Raw genomic sequence first — 21874 nt, forward strand, 5'->3', positions numbered from 1 at the left:
GGCCTTGAAGGTAACAAATAGGTTACTGTTCACGCAAGGCAGTGATCTTGTCTCATCACCTCAGAAGCGCCAACGCCTCAAGTGTTTCTTCAAGCTTCTCGAACTCCCGATCCACCCCCGGCAACACCGGCCGCTTCAACACCAACACCGGCACCCCCCGTTCCCGCGCCACCTCCAGCTTCGGTTCAGTAGCAGTGCTGCCGCTGTTCTTGCTCACCAGCACATCGATCCGCCGCCGTTCGAACAGCTCACGCTCGCTCTCGATATGAAAAGGACCACGAGCCCCGATCACTTCGCAGCGCTCATTACCGGGGTAAACCTCCAGCGCCCGCAAGGTCCAGAATTGCTCTGGCGGGATTTCATCCAGGTGTTGCAGCGGCTCGCGCCCGAGGGTGAACAAGGGGCGCTGGAACGGTTGCAGGGCCTGGATCAATTCGCTCCAGTCGGCCACTTCGCGCCAGTCATCGCCGGCTTGGGGTTGCCAGACCGGGCGGCGCAGGGCCCAGCAGGGGATGGCGCAGGCGCGGGCCGCGTGGGCGGCGTTGTGGCTGATTTGCGCGGCGTAGGGGTGGGTTGCATCCAATAGCAGGTCGATGCCCTCGGCGCGGATGAATTGCGCTAGCCCTTCGGCGCCGCCGTAGCCGCCGACGCGCACCTGGCAGGTCAGGTCGGTGGGGATGCGGCCGATGCCGGCCAGGCTGTAGATGTGCTGGGGCCCGAGGGTTCGAGCAATGGCCAGGGCTTCGGTGACGCCACCGAGCAGCAGGAAACGTTTCATGACAAGGCTCCGGCGTGGCCGACGATCCCGCCCTGGCGGTCGATGGCGAAGACTTCGACCTGGACCTGGGCCGGCACCACGCTGCGGGCGAAGGCCAGGGCGTGCTCGCACACCACGTCGCCCAAGGCGATGCCGGCGGCGCTGGCCATCGCCAGGGCTTGTTGGCTGGTATTGGCTCCTCGGATGCCGTTCTGCAGAATCTCATCGGCACCGATCGCAGCGGCCCATTCGGCCAATTGCGGCAGGTCGATGCTCGAGTGGCGGCTGTGCAGGTCCATGTGGCCGGCGGCGAGTTTGCTGATCTTGCCAAAGCCGCCGCAGAGGCTGAGTTTTTCCACCGGCACCTTGCGCACATGCTTGAGCACGGCGCCGACGAAGTCGCCCATTTCAATCAGGGCGATTTCCGGCAGGTTGTAGACCCGGCGCATGGTGTCTTCGCTGGCGTTGCCGGTGCAGGCGGCGATGTGCAGGTACCCATTGGTTTTCGCCACGTCGATGCCTTGGTGGATCGAGGCGATGTAGGCCGCGCAGGAAAACGGCCGGACAATGCCGCTGGTGCCAAGGATCGAGAGGCCGCCGAGGATGCCCAGTCGCGGATTCATGGTTTTCAACGCCAGGGCTTCGCCGCCCTCGACATTGACCGTGACTTCGAAACCTCCGGCGTAGCCGCTTTCTTCGGCCAAGCGGCCGAGGTGATCGTTGATCATCTGACGCGGCACCGGGTTGATTGCCGGCTCACCGACGCCCAGCACCAATCCCGGCCGTGTCACTGTGCCCACGCCGCGCCCGGCGACGAAGCGCACGCCGGGTTCGGCGATCAAGCGCACCTGGGAAAACAACAGGGCGCCGTGGGTCACGTCCGGGTCATCGCCGGCGTCCTTGATCGTCCCTGCCTCGGCGCCTTGCTCGGTCAAACGGCAGAACTCCAGGCGCATCTGCACGTGCTTGCCCTTGGGCAAGACGATTTCAACGGCATCGGCCTCGGTGCCGCGCAGCAGCAAGCGGGCCGCTGCCAGGCTGGTGGCGGTGGCGCAACTGCCGGTGGTCAGGCCGCTGCGCAGGGGCGCGGGTTGTTCGGCGGTTTCGTCACGCATCGAGAGGCTTGACCAGGTCGAGCAAGGTGATCGGCAAGGCCTGGCGCCAGGTGTCGAACTCGCCCAAGGGCTGGGCCTGGGCGATGTGGATGCGGGTCAGTTCACCGCCGTGACGTTCGCGCCAGTGCATCAGGGTCGTTTCGCTTTGCAGGGTCACGGCGTTGGCGACGAGTCGGCCACCGGGCTTGAGTTGGGTCCAGCAGGCGTCGAGCACGCCTTCGCGGGTGACGCCACCGCCGATGAACACCGCGTCCGGCCGTTCGAGGTTTTCCAACGCCTGCGGGGCGCTGCCGCGAATCAGTTGCAGGCCCGGCACGCCGAGGGTGTCGCGGTTGCGTTCGATCAAGGCTTGTCGGCCTTCGTCGGTTTCGATGGCCAGGGCCCGGCAGCTAGGATGGGCGCGCATCCATTCGATGCCGATGGAGCCGCTGCCGGCACCGACATCCCACAGCAGCTCGCCGGGTGTGGGGGCGAGGCGGGCCAGGGTGATGGCGCGCACGTCGCGTTTGGTCAACTGGCCGTCATGCTCGAACGCGGTGTCCGGCAGGCCGGCCAGGCGTGAGAGGGCGCGCGTCGACGGTTCGGCGCGGCATTCGATGGCGATCAGGTTCAGGTCGGCGACGGGTTCATCGGACCACTGTGTCGCGGTGTTTTCGATCCGTCGTTCGGCAGCACCACCCAGATGCTCCAGGACAGTCATGACACTCGAGCCGAATCCCCGCTCACGCAGCAACGCCGCCACTGCGGCAGGGGTCTGGCGATCATTGCTCAGCAACAACAGCCTGACGCCTGTGGATAAATGCACATTGAGCGCCGTCATGGGGCGCGCCACCAATGACAGCGTGACCACGTCCTGCAGCGGCCAGCCCATGCGCGCCGCGGCCAGCGAACAGGAGGATGGCGCGGGGATGATCAACATTTGATCGCTGGGCACCTGTCTGGCCAGGCTCGCGCCGACGCCATAGAACATCGGATCGCCGCTGGCCAGCACGCACACCGGTTCGCCCTGGCGGGCAAGCAACGGTTCCAGGGAGAACGGGCTGGGCCACGATTCTCTTTCACCACGGATGCACAGCGGCAGCAATTCCAACTGGCGAGCGCTGCCCAGGATCCGCGATGCCTGCAGCAAGGCATGGCGGGCCGTTCGGCCCAGGCCCTTGAAGCCGTCTTCACCGATGCCCACTACGGTCAGCCAGGGGGTCATCTCTGTTCCTCGAATGAATAGGTTGGATCGGCGCACTGGTAGCGTCCGCGAACGGGCCGCCATCATACCGCGCTCCGGTGGATCAGGCGTGACCCATCCCCTGTGGGAGCGAGCTTGCTCGCGATGATGGCGTTACACTCGACATCACTTTTTCAGGCAGACCGCTATCGCGAGCAAGCTCGCTCCCACAGGGGGGATTTGTGATGGATACAGGATTTGTGTGTCCACCATCAGCATTCCGACCAGCAAGCTTTTCATGACCCCCGGCAAAGCAGGCATAATGACGGCCCCTCGCCGTCGTGGCGTTTCTTATCTGCCGGTCCTGCCTTGAACCAACATCCATCCTTAAACGTCATTCGCCCCTCCGGTTGCCCGGGGTTGCTACGTGTCGTCCAGGCGCTGGACGGGGGGATCTGTCGGATCAAGCTCGATGGCGGTTCTATCCGGGCGGATCAGGCCGATGCCGTGGCTTCGGTGGCCGAGCGGTTCGCCGGTGGCGTGATCGAGGTGACCAACCGGGCCAACCTGCAAATCCGTGGGATTGGCCCTGGGCATGACGCGCTGATCGAGGCATTGCTGGCTGCCGGGCTTGGTCCCCGCAAACCGTCCGGCGATGACGTGCGCAACCTGATGCTCAGCCCTTCGGCAGGAATTGATCGGCAGATGCTGTTCGACACCCGCCCATTGGCCGGACAGATCCTCGTCACCCTGCAAACCCACGAACGTTTCCATGAGTTGTCGGCCAAGTTCGCCGTGCAACTGGACGGTGGGGAAGCGCTGGCGATGCTCGAACATCACCACGACCTGTGGCTGTCGGCCCTGGTCCGCGACGGCGAGCCCTGGCTGGCCTTCGGCTTGGCCGGCACCCCGCTGGACAAACCGGCGGGCCGGGTGCCCCTGGCCCAAGGGCACGCCTTGGTGGTGGCGGTACTTGAGGTGTTTCTGGACTTGGCGCGTCCGGACCAGATTCGCATGCGTGACTTGCTGGCTGAACTTCCCGCGGACGAATTCATGACCTGCGTGGCCTGCCGCGTCCCCCTGCAATCTTGCCCGGACTGGCAGCGGGATGTATCCATCGATGGACTGCACCTCGGTGTCCATTCCCAGCACGACGACCTTGTCTATGTCGGCGCGGCGGCGGCTCTTGGCCGGCTCGACGCCGGAATGCTGCGAGGAGCGGCGCAGTTGGCACGGGAGAAGGGCGACGGCAGCTTTCGTTTCACTCCCTGGCAGAGCCTGTTGCTGCCCAACGTGCATCGCGAATATGCCGATGAAGTGTTGGCGCGGCTTGAAGAACTGGGATTTTTAGGTTCGAGTGATCAGCCCTTCGCACAACTCATCGCCTGCACCGGTTCCAGTGGCTGTGGCAAAGCCCTCGCCGACACCAAGGCCGACGCCCGCCGACTGGCCGAGGGACTGCAACGCCGAGGCCAGGCATTGAAGATCCATTTTTCCGGCTGCCCGCGCTCTTGCGCGGCGGCCCATGTCGCACCCGTCACCTTGCTGGCGGTCGCCCCCGGTCGTTATGACCTGTATTTTCGCGATGCCACGCTGCCGGGTTTCGGCGCGTTGCAGGCACACAATCTGACTATCGAAGCGCTCGACCACTGGCTCGACGCTCATCCCCGGAGCCCCCTTGATGCTTGATTACATCCGCGACGGTCAGGAGATCTATCGCAACTCCTTCGCGATCATCCGCGCCGAAGCCAACCTGGCGCGCATTCCGGCCGACCTGGAGAAACTCGCGGTGCGGGTGATCCACGCCTGCGGCATGGTCGAGGCTATCGACGGCCTGCAGTTTTCCGAAGGCGCGGGCGCGGCTGGACGCCTGGCGCTGGCCGCCGGTGCGCCGATCCTGTGCGACGCGCGGATGGTGTCCGAGGGTGTGACCCGGGCCCGTTTGCCGGCCAATAATGAGGTGATCTGCACCTTGCGCGACGACACTGTGCCGGCGTTGGCCCGTGAGTTGGGCAACACCCGCTCGGCGGCGGCGCTGGAATTGTGGCGTCCGCATCTGGAAGGCAGCGTCGTGGTCATCGGCAACGCGCCGACGGCGCTGTTCTACCTGTTGGAAATGCTCGATGCAGGTGCGCCAAAACCGGCCCTGATCCTCGGCTTTCCGGTGGGCTTTGTCGGCGCCGCCGAATCCAAGGCCGCGCTGGCGGCCGACAGCCGTGGCGTACCGTTCGTGATCATGCAAGGCCGCCTGGGCGGTAGCGCCATGGCTGCCGCCGCCGTCAACGCCCTCGCCACGGAGATTGAATGATGCAGCAGCCTGGACGTCTGATCGGCCTCGGCGTTGGCCCCGGTGATCCGGAACTGATTACGGTCAAGGCCCTGCGCCTGCTGCGCGAGTCGCCTGTCGTGGCGTACTTCGTCGCCAAGGGCAAGAAGGGCAACGCCTTCGGCATCATCGAAGCCCATTTGCAGGACGCGCAGACGTTGCTGCCGCTGGTCTATCCGGTCACCACCGAGGTGCTGCCAGCGCCATTGTCCTATGAGCAAGTAATCGCCGATTTCTACGACACCGCCGCCGAGCAATTGGCCGTGCACCTGGACGCAGGGCGTGACGTGGCGGTGATTTGCGAAGGCGATCCGTTCTTCTACGGCTCCTACATGTACCTGCACGATCGTTTGGCCGAGCGCTACGATGCCGAAGTCATCCCGGGTGTTTGCTCGATGCTCGGTGGTGCCTCGGTGCTGGGTGCGCCGCTGGTCTATCGCAACCAGAGCCTGTCGGTGCTTTCGGGCGTGTTGCCCCACGAAGAACTCAAGCGTCGCCTGGCCGACGCCGATGCTGCCGTCATCATGAAGCTGGGGCGAAACTTTCCCAAGGTTCGCCAAGTGCTCCAGGAGCTGGGCATGGACGGACGGGCGCTGTACGTCGAACGAGCGACCATGGCCAATCAAAAGATCGTGCCGTTGGATGAAGTCGAGCCGATGTCTTCGCCGTATTTCTCGCTGATCATTGTCCCTGGCGAACGGTGGCAGGGATGACTTCAACGGTTCCGGCAATTGTCATTCTCGGCCAGGGCAGCCTGGCGACGGCCCGGCGAATCCAGCAGCGTTATCCCGAAGCCTTGATCCACGGCCTGGCCGGTCGGGTCGAGGGCAGTGACCGGCCATACACGGAATTCGGCGCGACATTGCGCGAGCTCTATCAGCAAGACACGCCGATCATCGCCCTGTGCGCGGCGGGCATTGTCATTCGCAGCTTGGCGCCACTGTTGTTGGAAAAAGGCGCCGAGCCGCCAGTGCTGGTGGTGGCCGAGGATGGCAGCGCCGTGGTGCCGTTGCTGGGCGGGCTCGGCGGCGTGAACGTCATGGCCCGTGAAATCGCGGCAGCGCTGCAAGTCGCGCCGGCAATCACCACCAGCGGCGAGTTGCGTTTCGGCACGTGCCTGCTCAATCCGCCAAGCGGCTACCGCCTCGGCGACCTGGAGCAGGGCAAGCGCTTCGTGTCTGATCTGCTGGCCGGTGAGCCGGTGCGCATCGAAGGCGCCGCGCCGTGGCTGGACCAGGCGCAGTTGCCGCAAGATGCACAGGCTCGGTTGGCGATCCGAATCGACAGTGCTGCGGGAGTGCCTGCGGCGAACGAGTTGCGCATTTATCCGCGCAGTGTCGTGGTCGCAGTGAGCGCTGGCGCGACGGATGTGTTGGCCTCCATTGAGCAAGCGCTGGCCCAGGCCGGACTCGCGATGCAATCAGTGGCGTGCCTGTTGACGGCGGACAGCGACATGGTGCGCTCCGAGTTGCAGCAAGCTGCGTCGGTCCTGGGCGTGCCGCTGCGCTTCGTTACGGCCAACGGCAGTGTGGCGCAGTGGCTGGGTGACGCCATCGGCCATCGGGCATCCCCTCGGGTCTCGGGCGACGTTGCCATTGCTGTGGCCGCACAGCCCCTCGATCCGCAACGGATCGGCCGCCCGCGCGGGCGTCTGGCGGTGATCGGTCTGGGCCCTGGCGCGGCTGAGCTCATGGTTCCGGCCGTGCGCGCGGAACTTGACCGTGCAACCGACGTGCTGGGTTATGAAACCTATGTGCGCATGGCCGGGCCTTTCCGTGCCGATCAGATACAACACTGCACCGACAATCGTGAAGAGATGCAGCGCGCCCGGCACGCCTTCGAACTGGCGGCCCAGGGGCGGTCGGTGGTGGTGGTATCCTCGGGCGACCCTGGCGTGTTCGCCATGGCGGCGGCGGTGCTCGAAGCGCTGCATGATTCCAGCGATCCGGCCTGGCACCAGGTGGACCTGGAAATTCTGCCGGGCGTATCCGCTTCCCTGGCCACGGCCGCCCAGGCGGGCGCGCCGCTGGGGCATGACTTCTGCGTGATGTCGCTGTCGGACAATCTCAAGCCGTGGTCGATCATCGAGAAGCGCCTGGACCTGGCGGCCGAAGCCGACCTGGCCCTGGCGTTCTACAACCCCATCTCCCGCTCTCGTCCTTGGCAGTTGGGACGGGCGCTGGAAATCGTCGCGCAACATCGCACTCCAGGCACTCCCGTCGTCTTGGGGCGGGATATCGGTCGACCGGGCCAGACGTTGCGCGTCACGACGCTGGGGCAATTGACCCCGGATCAGGTGGACATGCGCACGATGGTGCTGGTGGGCTCTTCCACGACGTGCGTGTTCCCCCGTGCCAAGGGTGGCGATTGGGTGTATACACCGCGGTGGTATGGCGACAAGCCCCTCTGATGAAACATTGCGGCCCGTTCGGGCCGCCGTTATTACTTTGTATTTCCTGCCATATCGCGTCACTTCGTCAGTGAATTGAACGGCGTTTTATTGAGCGTTCAATAGACTGGTTTGTAACGTTGTCGTTTGTAAGTTGGACGGTCGTTCTAATTAATGTTTGAAGTTTGTTTTATTTGGATATTTATTGGTCGTGCCTGGGTGTTGTGCTTCCGCAAACCGATAGAGTACTTTCCTTTTCGTTAATGTCGTCGATATTGATCGGGCGACGGACAAACTAGCTATTGTAATGTCCGCTTCAATGCGTGGGCGTTGAAAAGCTTTTTACTTGGTTGAATCTTGGGTGTCAGTTTGTTGGTCAGTGCTTGTTGCTCTGGCTTTGCTCGGCTGCACGCCTGCAATAAAAGGAAGTATTGTAAGTGAGCGAGACTCAGTCGTTGTCAGTAGATAATTATGTCGATTTTATTGATTTGTTGAAGTTGAAGGAGATCGATCAGCTGTTAGTTCCATATCAGGGCACTCCCGAATATGAAGCGGTGCATCGCTATTATGCCAGCTGTGTCGCCTTGAGGGATTCTGCGCAATTGCTCGAGCCCCTGGGCCTGCTAAAGCAGGCGTTGGGCGACCTGCAAGGGCGTAGCCGAGTACGCCGTACGCCAACGGAGCCCGATAGTTCCGGGGCTGCTGGCTTGACAGAGATTTACAATAAGCTGGAGGGATTTGAAGTACGGTTATACAACAATATCGAACGGCTCCCCGCCACCGCGGTGCCAAAGCAATTGAACTTCGTTTGGCTAGGAGGAGGATTGGGTGACATTCAACTCGATTACCTGCGTATCTGGAAGAGCGTCATGCCGGACGACTACGCCATAAATGTCTGGTATGACAAAGACGGTTTATTGGCTCACGAAACCACGCGGATTATTGTCGAGGCGGCAAAGGCAGATACTTGGTTAAATGAAGCGGGCGCCATCAGTTCGCCTGACAGTTTGGCTGACCATTATGAGACACGAATCACCGCGCTTAAACGCCAGATGTACATGCACGTCAATCGAGCGTTGAAGCAGAACAAAAGTGCGGATGAGGCACGCATCGATCTACTGGTACGCGGGTATGGTTGTGATGGAGATGTTCTGCGTGCGCTGAAAGATAAAAACGCGCACATCATGCGCAGCCTTGATCGCGAAGGGCTGCGATTGCGCAATATCAATGAACTCCAGACGTATTCTCGATTGGAAGAGTTTTACAATCGTGAAATGTCCTTGCGCGGAAATCTCGCGACAGCCTCGGACATTGTGCGGCTGCTGGTGGAGCACGATGAGGGGGGCGTCTACAGCGATGTGGATTTCTTGCCGTCGTTTGTTCAGGAAATCGCGGGCATCAATGCCAACCAACTGGCGAAGGGCGCTCGGTTGGGTGTATTGCAGTTGTTGTTGAACAATAACCCCCAGTGGATGCCGGGCCGTCAGGCACTGGTCGGTCGCTACACAGATTTCACCTCACAAATTCCCGTGGAGCATCGCGAGATGTTGGAGCGGTTCGCAAAAGGTAGCCCATCCCTGGATCAGGTATTTGCTCCGTTCCAGGAAACCAGCGTTCCGACGGACAGTTTGCGATTGGCATTTATCGAGGGGGGCGAGTCCAATGCGCTAATTGTCAGCCACCCCCACTCGGCTCCGCTCGAAACCATCCTCCAGCGCATCGAGACCCACTATCAGGCCTTGCTAGCCGTGGAGCGCGAAGCCGCGAGGGCCAATGACGTATTTCATGGGGTCGACCTCATGAAGATACTAAAGGACGAGTTCGGTATCGTTGATCTAAAAGCCGGTAATGAAGACTACCGGGCCATGAGTTTGTATAAGGGGATTGCCGACTATTTCAGCGATGGCATCCGTCCCGGGACTGAGGGATCGATATTTCTGACAGGACCGGGCGCGCTGCGAGCGGGGCTGCTGGAGTATGAAAGCAGGGTCTACACACCAAGCGGTGCTAACGCGGTGCGGAATTCCATCAGGTTGGAAACCGGTTTTAGCAACGTCACGGAAGAGGAGCAAGATCATTCCTGGAAAGAAAACGCGAGTCCTGAACAGTGGCTCGAAAAAGAAAAAGGCAATTGGCTAGGCGGTCGATTCCAAGCCCGCTATGCGAAAGATATTGAGCCGTTGCTTAAATACAACAGCCTGGAATTCGATAGCGGCTGGCCGGTGATCGAGGGCCGCCACGTGTTGTCCACCGACCTGCTGCAACACCTGGCCGATGAGTTGGGTGAGCCCTTCAAGCAGGCGATGAGCCGCGGCCACAGCGGTTCGATGGTCTTCGACAAGCCCATTCCCCTGGGCTTTGATGAGCGTCAGTCGATCCTCGCCCCAAGGATTCCTGTCACGCCCCCTGGGTCATTGAGCGATTCACAGACGCAACAGTTGTCTACCGCTGAGCTCTTGAACCGGCTCGCCGAAGATAGTTTTCACGTCGATCACTTGAGTCCCTTGCAACGTCTGCAGCTGGCTGCGTTGATCGGTGCCGAGGCGGTGGACAACCGCACTTTCGATGCGGCTCGTCCGAGGCTGGAGAACCTGATCAACACGTTCAGGAAACCCGGCACCGCCGGGGGTTACGCGTCAATCGAGCGCGCGTTATATCAGCAGCAGGCGCCTGCATTCCTGGCCGGACTCGCCAGTGCGGCCGATTATTCATCGAAGCGTGACGAAACAGCACTGGCATTAAAGAAAGTCGCACTGCGAGAGCCGCTGACACTGCGCCAGTGGGGCGAATATGTGGCGCGGATCAAGCAGGCGGCGAAATTGGAACATCGTGTTCAGATCATCGAGCGCATCGGTGTCGTCCTGGACGGTTTTGAAGCCGTTCCGCTCAAGCTCGTGCCGCAGGATCTGTTGCTTCATGGCGAGGGTGACCGGGTGGGCGGCCGGTGTTATCCCCTCGCCCTGGCAATGGCGGCAGCCCTGTCGGAGGACAAGGCTGCGGTCAATACTTTGCGGGAGCGATTTTTCCTCGGGGTTATCGAGCCAGAGGCAAGCGATTCGGTGTCTTTCCTGAACCTGATGGAGTCGTTGCGTGACGTGCAGGTGGCTGATGTTGGCCACGCGCTGCCACGTTCGGACTTGCACGAAGTGGCGCGGATGCTGGAGACCAGGACCACCACCGCTACGCTGATGCTCAACTCGGACAATCACACCATGTTGGTGGCCAAGACGTTTGACGGCGAGCGGGGTACCTATCACTTCTACGATCCGAATTTTGGCGTATTCGAATTCGAGGACCCGACCGCGTTCAAGCAGACGCTGGAACGGTTCTTCCTTGAGCGGGACATGGCTCGTTATTACGCTGCGTATGGCGATGCGGCGCGCCCCACTTTCGACCTGATCGAATTGGATGGCGCGCGGGTGTCGAACCTGTCATTGCCCGGCGAAATGAAGGTCTCGCGACTGCTGAAGCAGGGCGCATTGCCTGGGCAGCCGACACGCCCAATCAGGCAGCGAATCGCCAGCGCTCGGGGGCAATCACTCCAGAGCAATCCTCGACTCGGCAGTAGCCTGTTGGCCCTGGATAGCCATTGGTGGGCGCAACAGATCAGTGAGACGACCAATGACCTCCACCAAGCGAACAATCTGGGGGCTCAACTCGTGCCCTTGTTCGATACCTTGGAGGACGTTCCTGGCGGGGGGTACCGGATCACCTTGATAGACCCTGCCAATCCGGCGCAGTTGATGCGGATCAGCACTGACGACCACAGGTTCTTGCGTATAAAAAACTACCTTTCCGAACGTTTCTCGACCTTGGCCAATCACGATGTCATTTCGAGAGACCCCACGGCGGTAGGCGCTGTCCACACGCTGAACGCCGGTTTCGCCATACAGGCGTTGATGAGCGCACTGAGAGCGCGCGAAGGAGACGGTCGGTCCCTTACCCTGGCGGTGCGGCTGCATGCTTATGTCAATTACACCCAGATGGCTCACGGCGTCATCACTGATATCGCGGCGCTGGTCGGTCTGGTCCGGCAAGCCCTGGCAGAAGAAAAACTGATTGCCCAAGCCGTCGCGCCAGTGGTCAAGGCCTCGGTGGGTGGCCGGATAGGCGAGGGGGTTGGGGCGTTGTTGCAGTTGGCGAACGTCGGGTTCGACATCTACCAATTGTCGACTGCGCGAAATGATGTCGAACGTGCCGAATTCGGTACTCAATTGGCTTTCGACTCGGCGAGCCTGGCGGTAGCGGTTGCAGCTTATGCCGCCGGTGCCACCGCCGGGGCGATACTGGGCGGGGCTGCGGTGATATTGGGAGGGCTTGCGGTGGGGGTGGCCGCGGTGGTCAGGGGGTTTGCGACCATTGCCGAGGAAGCTGAGCAAGTCGGGCTGTTTTTCCTTGACGTCGAAAAGGCGCATCTTGACGCTTATCGCTTTGATCCCGCCCATAATGCCTGGACACCTGGTCCTTCCTTGATCATCGAGACGGTAGATCTGGCGAACGGCGCACTCGGATTGGGTAGTCCAAAGCTATATCCGCTGCACGACCACTTTGGGGTGCCTACGTTCGAGGCGGATTACGCCCGTGCAATCAACATTCGCCAGCAACTGGAATTGCCCAGTCGAATAAAATTCGCGCCGGCTTCTGGCCAGGCTATTGTCCTGCCTTGCACGCCGCAGACCTGTTACGGCTATGCATACAAGGCCTTGCCGTTTTCCAGTTGGCACCTTCCTCCCGGTTTCGACACGGCACGACGCCTGGAGAAGATCAAGCCGGACGGTGGGTGGCTGTTTTTGTGTTCCTTCTATTCGTTTCCCTGCGACCACATTCTCCACCGCCTTCACAGCCCGGACTATCGGCCCACGACAATCGACGTGCTGCTGGACAGTATCGATCGTTCATTGGTGGTGCCCGCTCTACTGCCGAGTTGGCACGGAAAAATCAACTATCGGATCCGGGGAGCCGGCAAGCGATGCGCGGTGCTGATTAATACCGGCGTGAGCCTGAGCCTTGAAGCGCCCGCTCAACTGACTTCAAGCTGGGTATTGGATGCCCCGTGGGCAAAGGAAAGCGACGTGCGGTTTGAAGGTGTCGCCAAGCTGTTTATTCGCGACGTTGCCGTATCACTCACCGGAGCGGGGCATCATGGGACCTTACTACGGCTTTGTGACGACCAAATATTCAAGGTCGAGGCAGGCCAACTGTCCGCTGTCGAGTTGACCGAGGCGCCAGGCATGGATCACCAAGCGTTGCACGAACACATGAAGAGCTTGGCTCGGCAACATCGCCTGGCGATGCCGTATACGGCGATACATGACTACCTGGTTCCGTTCGAGAACCCGGATGAGCCCCGACACGTCACGGCATGGTACGACGGGATGAATGATCGTTTCCTCTACATTCGTGACGAGATACCGGGCGCCGATGAAACGATTCTGGGCGCGGTAACCGGCGGTTACGCCTGGTTCTATGACCCGGGAAATATGCTGGTCTGGCAGGTCGATGCCACTACCGGCGTGTTGGTTCGGCGTTACTGGTTGTGGAGGTCGTTCAGCGAACTCGGCGTGATCAAAAGCCTGGAGGCGGATGAGCAAGGTGTGATTCATATCGTGCAGCAGATCAGTCGCCAAGGCCGCACTTATCAAGAGCTGGGTTATGTGATCCACGCAGGAGAATTGCTGCTCATTTCAGCGACTCGAGACGTGGACACTGCGCTGGAGCCTACCATCAGTTCCAGCGAGAAACTGAGGGCCTGGCCCGATGTGCTGGGAGATTATTATGACTATCCACCGTCGTTCGCCGATCAATATCCCTATGAAAACGTCGACTGGAAGCCTGCGCCTTTTGTCTCGGTTTGCTGGAAAAATAATGATCTGAATCGAAACATGGCTTGGATTCGTCGCAGTGACCGGTTGATCATCCGTCCTACGCCTGAACCCGAATATTCTCGAGGCTGGCCCGATTCGATCAAGAACCTGACTGATTTGGTGCTGATCACCCCGACGGACGGAAGCGATTCGTTTGTCATTTACAACAGGCTCATACAACGGCTGTGTCATCTGCAGCGCACCCTGGTAGCGGGTAAAGGACAATGGACCGTTCGATGGTTACCGTCGGACAACCTCAAGGATGTCATCGCTGTTGAGGGTGGTTATGTAGCGATGCGTACCGACGGGTTGTTTTTCACTCTGGCGCCCCAGGGCGAACTGCAATTCGCAGGCCTGAACGAAACGTGGCTCAAGGGCCGGAATCATTGGCTGTCTGAGTTGGCACCGTTGACCAGCCAATACAAAACGAAGCGCTTCGCCATTGTTGGTTTGCTCAATACCAGGGGCGACGGAAATCTATGTGCCTGGTACGTCGATGACAAGTTGTTGCTAAGTGACCTGGGCCAAGGAAAGGAAGTCCGCTTGCTCAACGTGACGCCAGATGGCGAGGCCGCCTGGTTGTTCGATGTTTCAAATGGTGGAGTCTATCGCCAGGCGTTTGTCGACCCGCAGAAATGGGCGGGCGCGTTCGGGCAAGGTGTGCGGTTGCTTCAGGCTGACGCGATACCCGCCGCAGAGCGTGAATGGGCCTCGTATCAATTTGCCGAGTTGACGGTCGAAGGGCCGGGCCTGAAAGGCATCACCCACGAGGGCTTGGTGGTTATTCTGCGGGACCACGAACCCGCGATGATTACAGGCGTTACTCATGAGTGGGTTGTCGCCCAGGGCGACCAGGTGCTTGAAGCGCTTGGGCAGTTGGCGAGGCATCCGTCCCACAGTGCCCTGATGACAGTCGAAGAGCCCGGTAGCCTGGCATGGTTCGTTGCTGGAACCGGGCACATGATCCGGGTCCCCAAAGCGGCCATCCAGCCTTCCTTCGAAGTGCTGGGGACACAGCGACAAACCAACGTACTGATTCATGAAGGCGAACGGGATAAATTGTTGACCCTGCCAGAGGCGAGACAGGCTTGGGCACTCAGTTATGCCCGGCGCGAGGGTGAAGTGTTGGTTGTCGAGGGGAATGAGACGAGAGTTCTGGATCTTCTGTCGCTGATACCCGACGGTGTCACGACTCTGGTCCTGCACATTGGCCAAGGGGCGGTCAGTTACAGGTTGTCCAAGGCGGCCTGGTTGCGAATCAACTCAGTCATTCTTGACTGCCGACATTCGTTGGCCGGTGTGCCGGTGACTGCTGGGAAATTGAGTTGGGAACTCGATGAGCCGGATGAGCTGCTGCTGAGTCGCGTTGATAAGCATCTGGTGATCATTGATCCGAACAGTGGACACAGTTTGATCTGTCGTGACGCCTATGCAACAGACAGCGACTTTCATGGTGAGGTTTTGCTCAACTTTGGCAGGAAGGGACGTTATAAGGTCTCGACGCTGGTCGGGTGGTTGGGCACGTCGCCGAAAGCCCAGGGCGGTACCACGTTCAAGGCGTTATTGGAGGTGTCGTCGGAGTCGGAAACCAACGAGGTGAGCTGATCGCTTCGTGAGGCAGAAAAAGGTTGCAGGTTATCCACCTGCAACCTTGGAGCAAGTTGTTCAAGAGCGGTCATTTCGCAAGGAAAATCGCTTCATTAGACTTTCATCCAGTTTCTTTCGCATCAACGCCCTGTTTCTGTCCAGCTCGCTTCTGTCCAGCCTCAGGTATGCCTTGCGCTGAATTATTCTGGCGGAGCTTTTTTCCCATTCCCAGAACAAGAAGCTGTGCTTTCTCGTTTGGACGCTCAGCTCGATCTTATAAAGAGCCATGACAAGATTGCCCTGCAAGTCGTAGCGCGCCGGGACTACCTGAAAAGATTCACCCTCTCGGGTTTCTGTATCTAGCGACAGCATGGCCGGGTTATTGGTTTTCAAACTGTCCAGCGTGTCGATCATCGCGTTGGCTTGCCGAGAGTCGCGTATCGCGTGGGCACTTTCCACCAGGAAGTCCGCCACGGAGCCCGAGACGATGTGTCTCGTGGCGGTATAGATCGAATCGCCATGCAGTGACCACCCCAGGTAATTCAGCGTGCGCGCATATTCTTCAAACCAGCCCTCGGCATTGCCGTAGCGGTGATAGCCAAGGTCGGCCGATCGAGTGGCAATGTTATTGCAATCGGCAATGTCGTTGTAATCTTGCAGGGAAAGTGTGTCGATGTAAGAAAGCAAGTTGGGACCTGTGACGAGGCCGGTTAATGATTGAAGTTCCATTTTCAAGTTTCTCGTCCGTTTGGGTTGTTTGGTTTTCTAGGAATACAATAATTGAAGGCTTTTTCAAGGGTTTCGGTTGTTTGGTTGAGTCTGGATGTTTGTTAGGGTTGCGGGGGCGCTACATATATTGTATCTGGTTAGGGTTGTTGTTCTTTTTTAATGTGTTCTAGATTGTCGTTTGTCCGCAGGAGCGGTCATTTAATTAACTAAGGAAGTACCATGGAAATGTTTGAGAGTGAAATCAACACTGCGCAAAGTATCGAGCTCATCGGCGCGCGTATCAGCAGGCGCAGGGCGCAGGTCTCCGCAAATCGGCGTATGCGCAGGTCCGCCGTACAGGTGCTACAGGACAACCCCACCAAGGAAATGGATGCGGTCATGCTGGGCGATGCGTTGGTAGGCTATGGCAATAACATGTCGCTCAACAACATGGCGATCATGGAGAACGTCATGACCATGGCAATCATGGAGGCCAACTATCTGGTGCCTGGCGGGAAAAACACCCAGGCGTGGTACATGGAGTTTATCAAGTGCCTGCAAGAGCTCGGATGTTTCGTGGCGGATGACGGTTATTCCCGTTACACCGAGAGCTCTGTGCAAGTGGATATGGACTTGGTGATCAGCGATATCGTCAAAGGCATCATCGACGGCGTGAAGGCCAGCATTCCGGCGGCGACGGTACTGGGTAGCGTGGTCAATACCACGATTGATGGCTTGAAGCAGGACAAGCAAACACTCGATCTGTTTGGCGCCCAGGCCAAGTCGGCCGATGGCGCACGCTTGTCCGTCATTCCCTGTGAGCAATTATCCAACGGTGTGCTGATTGCCTCTTCCAGTTCGATAAAACAGACCGGTACTTCGAATAACGGTGGTGTTCTATTTGTGAACTGGCGCTGTTCGGCGCGAGAAATTTTTCGGGGCAAGTCGTTCGTGACTTTCAACCCGGCGCGCTATGAAGACTTCAGGCAGGACATCGAAGAGTACCTGGGCGAACATCGCCGGGAAGTGTTGAGCAAGCGCTTCAGCCGTCGCAAGCTTGCCTGAGTCATTGCACCAAGTAGCCTCTTACCCCGGTGAAGATGATCTGCGCTGCCAGGGCACAGACAAATAGCCCCATCAAGCGGCTGACGATCTGCAAGCCCTGGTCGCCGAGAATCCGCTCGATGCGGCTGGACAGGTACAGCACCACGCCAACGGTGAAGCTGGCCAGGGCGATACTGACGATCGCCATGAGTTTGTCGTCCCAGTGCGGTTGGCTCACGCCCATCACCAGCAGGGCGCCGATGGTGCCGGGGCCGACAGTCAGCGGAATGGTCAGCGGGACGATGGTCACGTCCTGCTGGACATTGTCGGTCTGTACCGCCGACTTGCCTTGGGCCATGCCCAGCGCCGAGATGAACAATACGCTGCCGGCGCCGATCCGGAACGCATCCACGGTGATGCCGAACACGCTGAAAATCACCCGCCCGAACAGATACAGCAGCACGCTGGAGACCAGCGTCGCCGTCGCGACCTTCCAGGCGAGGCGACGTTGTTCTTTGCGTGAATAGCCACGCGTCAGGCCGATAAAACACGACAGGACGAAGAAGGGGCTGTAGAGCACCAACATTTTCAGGTAAACGCTGAACAGCACGTGAAGCATGGTCGAGGGCTCGGGACGGAGGAAGACGACCGGAGTCTATCAGGCGTTTTGGCGTCTGTCGGCTCAGGACGTATGCGCTGTACGGTTCTGCTGGTCGCGCTGGGCCACCCAATGCTCGATCAACTCGCGCAGTTGCGACAATTCGACCGGCTTGGCCATATGCCCGTCCATTCCTGCCTGGCGTGCGCGCTCCTTGTGTTCGGCCAGGATGTGCGCCGTGAGCGCCACCACAGGCGTGCGGGTCCGCTGGTTGCCAACCTCCCAGGCGCGTAACTGCTGGGTAGCGGAGAAGCCATCGAGAACCGGCATTTCGCAATCCATCAGGACCAGGTCGTAGCGTTGTTCCTTCATGGCCTTGAGGGCTTCTTCACCATTGCTGGCAGTGTCGGGCTGCAGGTTGAGCTTGCCGAGCATGCCGCGGATGACCTTGGTGGAAATGGTGTTGTCCTCAGCCACCAGGATGCGGAAGTCACTGGGCACTTTCGCCGGTATGGGCGGGCCTGGATTGGCCGGGACGTTTGGCGCCTGGCCTTTGTTGCGCTGGTTCAGCTCATCCGCCAGGGTGGTCTTGAGCGTATAGCCGGCCACCGGTTTGGCGAGGATGCGCTTGACGCCACTGTTGCGCGCCACGATCTTGCTCGGCGCGTTGCTGATGCCGGTCAGCATGATCAACAGGATGTCGTGGTTCAGGCTCGGATCTTCCTTGATCTTGGCGGCCAATTGCGTGCCGGTCATGCCGGGCATGTTCTGGTCAAGCAGTACCACGTCGAAATAGTCGCGCAGGTGGGCCTTGGTGCGCAGCAACGCCAGTGCCTCCTTGCCCGATGGTACGGCGCTGACGTTCAAGCCCCAGGCGCTGCATTGCTGGACCAGCACCTTGCGGCAGGTATCGTTGTCGTCAACGACCAGCACTCGTGCCCCTTGCAGCGGGCCATCGAGGTCGGAAGTCGGGTGTTCAAGACGATCTGGGTCCAGCGGCAAGGTCAGCCACAATGTACTGCCCTGGCTGCTGCCGCTCTTGATGCCGAATTCGCCGTGCATCAGCATGATCAGCTGGCGGGCGATGACCAGGCCCAGGTTGCCACCCAGGCGCGTGGCCGAAAGGAAATTCTTACTGTGCAGTTCCGCATGCATCAGCGTATCGCGCTCCTCGGCGTCCATGGGCGACCCGCTGTCCTGCACGGCGATGCGCAGACGAGGCTGGTTGCTGCGTTCATCGAGGGCCACGACGATCAGCACTTCGCCTTCGTCGGTTTTTTTCAGGGCATGTTCCAGCAGACTCAGCAGTGCCTGGCGCAGCCTTGTCGGATCACCGCTGATCACCCGCGGCACCTGGGGCTGGATGAAACTTATCAGCTCGACGTTCTGCTGTTCGGCCTTGGCGCGGAAGATACTCAGGCAATCCTCGATCAATGCGTTGAGGTCGAACTGCACGTCATCCAGTTCGATCTGGCCGGATTCGAGGCGGGAAATGTCGAGGATTTCGTTGATCAGGGTCAGCAATTCGTTACCGGCGCTGTGGATCGTCTGTACGTAGTCGCGCTGCTTGACCGACAACGGCGTGCCCAGCAGCAGTTCGGTCATGCCCAGCACACCGTTCATCGGGGTGCGAATCTCATGGCTGATCTTCGCCAGGAATTCGGCTTTGGCGTTGATTTCCGCGTTGCTTGCCGCGAGATCGCGGCTGAGACTGAAGCGGTTTTCGTTGATTGACCGCTGTCGTTCACCCAAGGCGACGCTCATCAGCAGACCACTGACGCAGATGAATACCAGCAATGTAACGATCAACCCTTGGGGCGCGACCTCCGTCAGCCCTTGCAGGGCGGGGAGAATGATCAACGTGCCCAGGTTGAACACCACCATGGCGGCGACAAACAGCCGTGCCGGGCGGTAGCCCTTCTGCCAATGCCAGGCGCTGACGAACAGCATGCTAAGGCCGGCCAGTGCCACCAATGTGTAGGTCATGATGTTGAGAGGCAGCGTGTTGACGAACAGCAGCAACAGGCTGCATAGCATGATGAAGACGATTTCGCCCAGCAGCAGCCGGTTCAGCGGATGCGGCCCTAGCGGCGCGAAGTAACGATAGGCGAACATCAAGCCGCAGGGCGCTGTCAGCAACAGCGCCAGATACGCCCCGGGCGTTTGGATCGCCGGCCAGTCCGGAAACCAGGCCCCAGCCAGGTTCAACAGCAATATCAGGCTGAGCATCAACAGCCCTTCGCAGGCTGCCAGCCACAGGCAACTGCGTGAGCGGGTGTAGGCGTAGCGGGTGAGGTTGTGCAGGATCAGCATTGCGATACAGCCGAACAGCAGCCCATAAACCAGGGTCTGGTTCTGGTTGGCGGCTGCCATCACGGCCGGTTGCAATGAGACGAACGGGCGCAACTCATATCGCGAGGCCAAACGCAGGTAGACGTCGAGTGGTTTATCGCTGCGGGGCAGCGCCAGCATGAAATCGCTGCTGGGCACGGACTGTTCGGTGCCTGCCGTGGCGTTGCCGCTGATCTGCTGGTCGACCAGGGTATCGCCGTCCAGCACATAGAGATTCAGGCGTGAGAGGTCCGGCGCGAAGATGCGCAGTATCTGTTCATGCTTGTCGGGTGCCAGCCGGAAGCGCAGCCACAATGCGCCGCCAGGTTCGGCGGCCTTGAGGTGGTCAAGGTCGATGGGGCTGAATTGATTGGTGTAGCGAGCAGAGCGAATGTCGCTCAGTTTCAGATCGCCCTGTTCGTCGAGCAATACCGCCCAGGCACTGCCCGGCGCGGCCTGGGCCGGGAGCACGCAGAGCAGCGTCAGCAGCGTAACGGTCAAGCCTATGGCAATCCTGAGCCAGCGCACGGCGAAATCCCTTCGTAGGTTGATGCCAGATTATAACTATGCGCGGCGCCTGAGCCGACAGGCAAGGGCCATGGACCCTTGCCCGGCTGAATGGCCAGGTTATTACAGGTTTTCGCCACGCTCGCGGGCAATGGCGCGGTAGCCAATGTCCTTGCGATAGAAACAGCCTTCCCAGTCAATCTGCGCGGCCAGCTTGTAGGCCTGCTCTTGAGCGGCACCGACACTCTCGCCCATGGCTGTGGCGCACAACACGCGCCCGCCCGCAGTAACCACTTGGCCATCCTTCAATGCCGTACCCGCGTGGAACACCTTGCCTTCCAATTGTGCCGAGGCATCCAGGCCCTTGATCGCATTGCCCTTGGCATAGTCGCTCGGGTAACCACCGGCGGCCAATACAACACCGACGCTCGGACGCGGGTCCCATTGGGCTTCAACCTTATCCAGCGCCTGGGCCAGGGCGGCTTCCACCAGCAGCACCAGGCTCGATTGCAGGCGCAGCATGACCGGCTGGGTCTCAGGATCGCCGAAACGGCAGTTGAATTCGATGACTTTTGGGTTACCAGCCTTGTCGATCATCAGGCCAGCATAGAGGAAGCCAGTGTAGACGTTGCCTTCCTCGGCCATGCCACGCACGGTTGGCCAGATGACCTGGTCCATGACGCGCTGGTGCACGTCGGCGGTGACCACTGGCGCTGGGGAGTAGGCGCCCATGCCGCCAGTGTTCGGACCGCTGTCGCCATCGCCGACGCGTTTGTGGTCCTGGCTGGTGGCCATCGGCAAGACGTTCTTGCCATCGACCATGACGATGAAGCTGGCTTCTTCGCCATCGAGGAACTCTTCGATCACGACGCGGGAACCCGCGTCACCGAAGGCATTGCCGGCCAACATGTCGCGCACGGCGTCCTCGGCCTCGGCCAGGGTCATGGCTACGATCACGCCTTTACCGGCGGCCAGGCCGTCGGCCTTGATCACGATCGGTGCGCCTTTTTCGCGCAGGTAAGCCAGGGCTGGTTCGATTTCGGTGAAGTTCTGGTAGTCGGCGGTCGGGATCTTGTGGCGTGCCAGGAAATCCTTGGTGAAGGCCTTGGAGCCTTCCAGCTGCGCTGCGCCGGCGGTCGGGCCGAAGCAGTCCAGGCCGCGGGAGCGGAACAGGTCGACGACGCCGGCGACCAGCGGTACTTCCGGACCGACGATGGTCAGCGAGACGTTTTTCTCGGCGAAATCAGCCAGCTGTTCCAGGGCCAATACGTCGATGGCGACGTTTTCGCACTTGGCTTCGATGGCGGTGCCGGCATTGCCCGGCGCGACAAAGACCTTTTGCACGCGGGGATCCTGAGCCACTTTCCAGGCCAGGGCGTGTTCGCGGCCACCGCTGCCAATGATCAAAACATTCATTTCAAAAACCTCGGATGACGCTGATTCGGTTTGGAGCCTAAGGCGTTCTACGCCGTAGGAGGCTGCAATG

Annotated in this window: 13 protein-coding genes; 6 read left to right on the forward strand and 7 right to left on the reverse strand. The window is 60.1% G+C overall.

The genetic code is table 11. The annotated features are described in order from the left end of the window. Positions 1–55: 55 nt before the first annotated feature. Genes KSS97_RS04215 through cbiE form a run of 3 tightly spaced genes read right to left on the reverse strand, consistent with a single transcriptional unit; the run spans position 56 to position 3076 of the window. Positions 56–778, reverse strand: a complete 723-nt coding sequence (locus KSS97_RS04215) for a cobalt-precorrin-6A reductase (protein ID WP_217861151.1) — start codon at positions 776–778, stop codon at positions 56–58. Continuing rightward, entirely contained in the window at positions 775–1872 is a 1098-nt protein-coding gene (locus KSS97_RS04220; RefSeq protein ID WP_030138013.1) for a cobalt-precorrin-5B (C(1))-methyltransferase, read from the reverse strand. Before KSS97_RS04220 ends, KSS97_RS04215 begins: the two co-directional genes overlap by 4 nt. Then, a complete protein-coding gene (cbiE, locus tag KSS97_RS04225; RefSeq protein ID WP_217861152.1) occupies positions 1865–3076 on the reverse strand; it encodes a precorrin-6y C5,15-methyltransferase (decarboxylating) subunit CbiE in 1212 nt (403 codons plus the stop codon). The genes KSS97_RS04220 and cbiE overlap by 8 nt, the downstream gene beginning before the upstream one ends. Before the next feature lie 327 nt (positions 3077–3403). Between cbiE and cobG the strand changes: the two genes are divergently transcribed. The 5 genes from cobG to KSS97_RS04250 all read left to right on the forward strand — a co-directional run bounded on the left by cobG (position 3404) and on the right by KSS97_RS04250 (position 15218). Continuing rightward, complete coding sequence (cobG, locus tag KSS97_RS04230) at positions 3404–4723, forward strand: precorrin-3B synthase (RefSeq protein WP_217861153.1); 1320 nt, start codon at positions 3404–3406, stop codon at positions 4721–4723. Further along, a complete protein-coding gene (locus tag KSS97_RS04235) occupies positions 4716–5342 on the forward strand; it encodes a precorrin-8X methylmutase (protein WP_217861154.1) in 627 nt (208 codons plus the stop codon). The genes cobG and KSS97_RS04235 overlap by 8 nt, the downstream gene beginning before the upstream one ends. Then, entirely contained in the window at positions 5342–6073 is a 732-nt protein-coding gene (locus KSS97_RS04240; protein WP_030138017.1) for a precorrin-2 C(20)-methyltransferase, read from the forward strand. Before KSS97_RS04235 ends, KSS97_RS04240 begins: the two co-directional genes overlap by 1 nt. After that, positions 6070–7770: a precorrin-3B C(17)-methyltransferase gene (gene cobJ / locus KSS97_RS04245; protein ID WP_198797863.1), complete on the forward strand. Its 1701-nt coding sequence runs from the start codon at positions 6070–6072 to the stop codon at positions 7768–7770. The genes KSS97_RS04240 and cobJ overlap by 4 nt, the downstream gene beginning before the upstream one ends. Before the next feature lie 416 nt (positions 7771–8186). Next, positions 8187–15218, forward strand: coding sequence for a TcdA/TcdB pore-forming domain-containing protein (locus KSS97_RS04250; protein ID WP_217861155.1), 7032 nt, complete (start codon positions 8187–8189; stop codon positions 15216–15218). A gap of 60 nt (positions 15219–15278) precedes the next feature. Here the strand turns inward: KSS97_RS04250 and KSS97_RS04255 are convergent, their stop codons facing one another. Next, positions 15279–15929 carry a hypothetical protein gene (locus KSS97_RS04255; RefSeq protein WP_217861960.1) on the reverse strand — a complete coding sequence of 217 codons (651 nt, stop codon included), beginning with the start codon at positions 15927–15929 and terminating at the stop codon, positions 15279–15281. 219 nt (positions 15930–16148) lie between these two features. Between KSS97_RS04255 and KSS97_RS04260 the strand changes: the two genes are divergently transcribed. Beyond that, complete coding sequence (locus KSS97_RS04260) at positions 16149–16973, forward strand: hypothetical protein (RefSeq protein WP_217861156.1); 825 nt, start codon at positions 16149–16151, stop codon at positions 16971–16973. 1 nt (position 16974) lies between these two features. Here the strand turns inward: KSS97_RS04260 and KSS97_RS04265 are convergent, their stop codons facing one another. The 3 genes from KSS97_RS04265 to purD form a co-directional block, all read right to left on the reverse strand. Beyond that, on the reverse strand, positions 16975–17571 hold the full coding sequence (locus tag KSS97_RS04265) for a MarC family protein (protein ID WP_198797866.1): 597 nt from the start codon (positions 17569–17571) through the stop codon (positions 16975–16977). 63 nt (positions 17572–17634) lie between these two features. Further along, complete coding sequence (locus tag KSS97_RS04270; protein ID WP_217861157.1) at positions 17635–20409, reverse strand: hybrid sensor histidine kinase/response regulator; 2775 nt, start codon at positions 20407–20409, stop codon at positions 17635–17637. 102 nt (positions 20410–20511) lie between these two features. After that, entirely contained in the window at positions 20512–21804 is a 1293-nt protein-coding gene (gene purD / locus KSS97_RS04275; RefSeq protein WP_217861158.1) for a phosphoribosylamine--glycine ligase, read from the reverse strand. Between the last annotated feature and the right edge of the window lie 70 nt (positions 21805–21874).

The organism is Pseudomonas alvandae (assembly GCF_019141525.1).
Taxonomy (GTDB): domain Bacteria; phylum Pseudomonadota; class Gammaproteobacteria; order Pseudomonadales; family Pseudomonadaceae; genus Aquipseudomonas; species Aquipseudomonas alvandae.

Bases quoted from the DNA above. Each gene is read 5' to 3' on its own strand.
- KSS97_RS04265 (WP_198797866.1), bottom strand. From the start codon at position 17,571: ATGCTTCACGTGCTGTTCAGCGTTTACCTGAAAATGTTGGTGCTCTAC.
- KSS97_RS04235 (WP_217861154.1), top strand. From the start codon at position 4,716: ATGCTTGATTACATCCGCGACGGTCAGGAGATCTATCGCAACTCCTTC.
- KSS97_RS04260 (WP_217861156.1), top strand. From the start codon at position 16,149: ATGGAAATGTTTGAGAGTGAAATCAACACTGCGCAAAGTATCGAGCTC.
- KSS97_RS04220 (WP_030138013.1), bottom strand. From the start codon at position 1,872: ATGCGTGACGAAACCGCCGAACAACCCGCGCCCCTGCGCAGCGGCCTG.
- purD (WP_217861158.1), bottom strand. From the start codon at position 21,804: ATGAATGTTTTGATCATTGGCAGCGGTGGCCGCGAACACGCCCTGGCC.
- KSS97_RS04255 (WP_217861960.1), bottom strand. From the start codon at position 15,929: ATGGAACTTCAATCATTAACCGGCCTCGTCACAGGTCCCAACTTGCTT.
- KSS97_RS04240 (WP_030138017.1), top strand. From the start codon at position 5,342: ATGCAGCAGCCTGGACGTCTGATCGGCCTCGGCGTTGGCCCCGGTGAT.
- cbiE (WP_217861152.1), bottom strand. From the start codon at position 3,076: ATGACCCCCTGGCTGACCGTAGTGGGCATCGGTGAAGACGGCTTCAAG.
- KSS97_RS04215 (WP_217861151.1), bottom strand. From the start codon at position 778: ATGAAACGTTTCCTGCTGCTCGGTGGCGTCACCGAAGCCCTGGCCATT.
- cobJ (WP_198797863.1), top strand. From the start codon at position 6,070: ATGACTTCAACGGTTCCGGCAATTGTCATTCTCGGCCAGGGCAGCCTG.